This window comes from Mycobacterium sp. TH-M15, from assembly GCF_057473705.1.
On the sequence record NZ_JBYCLB010000702.1, the window covers coordinates 1 to 3927 of the forward strand.

General features: G+C 68.6%; 2 protein-coding genes and 1 pseudogene. 1 reads left to right on the forward strand and 2 read right to left on the reverse strand.

Going from position 1 to position 3927, the window contains the following annotated elements; translation table 11 throughout:
* Window positions 1–3146, forward strand: a 3146-nt coding sequence (gene dnaE / locus AC2VNT_RS17270) for a DNA polymerase III subunit alpha (protein ID WP_486948018.1), incomplete at its 5' end; no start/stop codon positions are given.
* A gap of 149 nt (window positions 3147–3295) precedes the next feature.
* Here dnaE and AC2VNT_RS17275 read toward each other — a convergent pair.
* Both AC2VNT_RS17275 and AC2VNT_RS17280 read right to left on the reverse strand, forming a co-directional pair.
* A pseudogene (locus AC2VNT_RS17275) lies at window positions 3296–3607 on the reverse strand (PIN domain-containing protein); the annotation flags it as partial.
* An 8-nt stretch (window positions 3608–3615) separates the two neighbouring features.
* Window positions 3616–3855 carry a type II toxin-antitoxin system Phd/YefM family antitoxin gene (locus AC2VNT_RS17280; protein WP_486948019.1) on the reverse strand — a complete coding sequence of 80 codons (240 nt, stop codon included), beginning with the start codon at window positions 3853–3855 and terminating at the stop codon, window positions 3616–3618.
* Between the last annotated feature and the right edge of the window lie 72 nt (window positions 3856–3927).

Consider the following 3927-nt stretch of genomic DNA (forward strand, 5'->3'; position numbering starts at 1 on the left):
GGATGGACGCCGAACTGGTCGCCGAGCACGCCGCCGGCATCATCGCCACCACCGGCTGCCCGTCCGGGGAGGTGCAGACCCGGCTGCGACTCGGCCAGCACCGCGAGGCGCTGGAGTCGGCGGCCAAGTGGCGGGAGATCTTCGGCGCCGACAACTACTTCCTGGAGGTGATGGACCACGGCCTGTCGATCGAGCGGCGGGTGCGCGACGGCCTGCTGCAGATCGGCCGCACCCTGGGCATCCCGGCGCTGGCCACCAACGACTGTCACTACGTCACCCGCGACGCCGCGCCGAACCACGAGGCGCTGCTGTGCGTGCAGACCGGCAAGACGCTCTCGGACCCCACCCGGTTCAAGTTCGACGGCGACGGCTACTACCTGAAATCGGCCGCCGAGATGCGGGCCATCTGGGACGAGCAGATTCCCGGCGCCTGCGATGCCACCCTGGCCATCGCCGAACGGGTGGGCTCCTACGCCGACGTCTGGACACCGCGCAACCGGATGCCGGTCTTCCCCGTGCCGGACGGGCACGACCCGGCGTCCTGGCTGCGCCACGAGGTGGACGCCGGGCTGGCCCGGCGGTTCCCGGCCGGGGTGCCGGACGGCTACGCCGAGCGGGCCGGCTACGAGATCGAGGTGATCTGCAACGCCGGGTTCCCGTCGTACTTCCTGATCGTCGCCGACCTGATCGACTACGCCCGGTCGGTGGAGATCCGGGTCGGTCCGGGTCGCGGCTCGGCCGCCGGGTCGCTGGTCGCCTACGCGCTGCGGATCACCGACATCGACCCGATTCCGCACGGGCTGCTGTTCGAGCGGTTCCTCAACCCGGAGCGCACGTCGATGCCCGACATCGACATCGACTTCGACGACCGGCGCCGCGGCGAGATGGTCCGCTACGCCGCCGAACGGTGGGGCTCCGACCGGGTCGCCCAGGTGATCACCTTCGGCACCATCAAAACCAAGGCGGCGCTGAAGGACTCGGCGCGGATCCACTACGGCCAGCCCGGCTTCGCGATCGCCGACCGGATCACCAAGGCGCTGCCGCCGCCGATCATGGCCAAGGACATCCCGCTGGCCGGCATCACTGACCCGAACCACGAGCGGTACAAGGAGGCCGCCGAGGTGCGCGGGCTGATCGACAGCGATCCGGACGTGCGCACCATCTACCAGACCGCGCTCGGGCTGGAGGGGCTGGTCCGCAACGCCGGCGTGCACGCCTGCGCGGTGATCATGAGCAGCGAGCCGCTGACCGAGGCCATCCCGCTGTGGAAGCGGCCGCAGGACGGGGCGATCATCACCGGCTGGGACTACCCGGCGTGCGAGGCGATCGGCCTGCTGAAGATGGACTTTCTGGGCCTGCGCAACCTGACCATCATCGGCGACGCGATCGACAACATCCGGGCCAACCGAGGGATCGACCTGGATCTGGAGGCGCTGCCGCTGGACGACCCGGCCACCTACGAACTGCTCGGCCGCGGCGACACGCTGGGGGTCTTCCAGCTCGACGGCGGGCCGATGCGCGACCTGCTGCGCCGGATGCAGCCCACCGATTTCGCCGACATCGTCGCGGTGCTGGCGCTGTACCGGCCCGGCCCGATGGGGCAGAACGCCCACAACGACTACGCCGACCGCAAGAACGGCCGGCAGCCGATCAAGCCGATCCACCCGGAGCTGGCCGAGCCGTTGCAGCAGATCCTAGCCGAGACCTACGGGTTGATCGTCTACCAGGAACAGATCATGCGGATCGCGCAGAAGGTGGCCGGCTACTCGCTGGCCCGAGCCGACATCCTGCGCAAGGCGATGGGCAAGAAGAAGCGCGAGGTGCTCGACAAGGAGCAGGCCGGCTTCGTGGAAGGCATGCAGGCCAACGGCTTCTCGGCCGGCGCGATCAAGGCGCTGTGGGACACCGTCCTGCCGTTCGCCGACTATGCGTTCAACAAGTCGCACGCCGCCGGCTACGGGCTGGTGTCGTACTGGACCGCCTACCTGAAGGCGAACTACCCGGCCGAATACATGGCCGGGCTGCTGACCTCGGTCGGCGACGACAAGGACAAGGCGGCGGTGTACCTGGCCGACTGTCGTCGGCTGGGCATCACCGTGCTGCCGCCGGACGTCAACGAATCCGGGCTGAACTTCGCCTCGGTCGGCGCCGACATCCGGTACGGGCTGGGGGCGGTGCGCAACGTCGGCGCCAACGTGGTCGGTTCGCTGATCGAAACCCGCACCCGCAAAGGCAGATTCACCGACTTCTCGGACTACCTCAACAAGGTCGACATCGCCGCGTGCAACAAGAAGCTCACCGAGTCGCTGATCAAGGCCGGCGCGTTCGACTCGCTGGGCCACCCGCGCAAGGGACTGTTCCTGGTGCACACCGACGCGGTCGACTCGGTGCTGGGCACCAAGAAGGCCGAGGCGATGGGCCAGTTCGACCTGTTCGGCGGGGCCGACGGCGGAGCCGGTGCGGACGCCGCCGGCACGGTCTTCTCGATCCGGGTCGCCGACGAGGAGTGGGAGGACAAACACAAGCTCGCCCTGGAGCGGGAGATGCTCGGCCTGTACGTCTCCGGTCACCCGCTCAACGGCGTCGCCCACCTGCTGGCCGCCCAGGTGGACACCCCGATCCCGGCCATCCTGGACGGCGACGTCGCCAACGACAGCCAGGTCCGGGTCGGCGGAATCCTCGCCTCGGTGAGCCGCCGGGTCAACAAGAACGGCATGCCGTGGGCCTCGGCGCAGCTGGAGGATCTCACCGGGGGCATCGAGGTGATGTTCTTCCCGCACACCTACGCCAGCTTCGGCGCGGAGATCGTCGACGACGCGGTGGTGCTGATCGGCGCCAAGGTCTCGGTCCGCGACGACCGGACCGCGCTGATCGCCAACGAGCTTGCGGTACCGGATTTCTCCACCGCCTCGGCCGCCCGCCCGCTGGCGGTGAGCCTGCCGACCCGGCAGTGCACGCTGGACAAGGTGACCGCGCTCAAGCAGGTGCTGGTCCGGCACCCCGGCACCGCGCAGGTTCAGCTGCGGCTGATCAGCGGCGACCGGATCACCCTGCTGGAGCTGGATTCCTCGCTGCGGGTGACGCCGTCGTCGGCGCTGATGGGCGACCTGAAGGCGCTGCTCGGGCCGGGCTGCCTGGGGGGCTGACCGGTCGGGCGAGTTTCTCGCGGCCGGCTTGTAGGGCCGCGCGCGGGGGAGAGTCCGGCTCACACCGTGATGACCGAAAGGGCCGGGCAGGCACCGGCCATCAGGGCGAAGTCGGTGTCCTGGGTGACCACCGGAAGACCATGCTCGATGGCTGTCGCCGCGATCAAGGCGTCGGTGAGCTTCACTGTTCGGTGGATACCGGCAAGTCGACAGTCGGCGACGAGGCGAGCCCAGGACACCATCACCGCATCGCTGATCGGGATGGGATCCGCCGTGCGCGCCAGTGCCAGCGTGTCTGCCCGTCGCGCTCGACTCACGGGATCACCGGCGTTGAGCACACCGAGCTGCAATTCACCGATCGTGATGACAGAAAGCGCCACCCGGTTGGGTAGTCCGGTGATCGCACGGCCACTTTCGCGCGCGATGAACACCGAGGTGTCCAACAGCCCGATGCCGGGCATCTGCTGAGTCACAGGTCGAGGGTCTGGCCGGCGAGTTCGTCGAGTTCGTCGGAGAGCCGTGCGTCGGCGGCACGTTCGGTCAGCTCACGACGAAGATGCTCACCGGAGAGCCATCGCGAACGCTGCCGGTGCGGAACGATGTCGGCGACCGCCTCACCGTGCACGGTGAGCGTGACCAACTCACCGGCTTTGACGGCGTCCATCACCTCGCTGGTCCGATTCCGCAGGTCGCGGACCCCCACTTTCATGTGCGACAGCGTAGCACAAATCGGATTTCATCAGTTCAGGCGGGGCGTTTGTAAACCACCCCGGCTTTCATC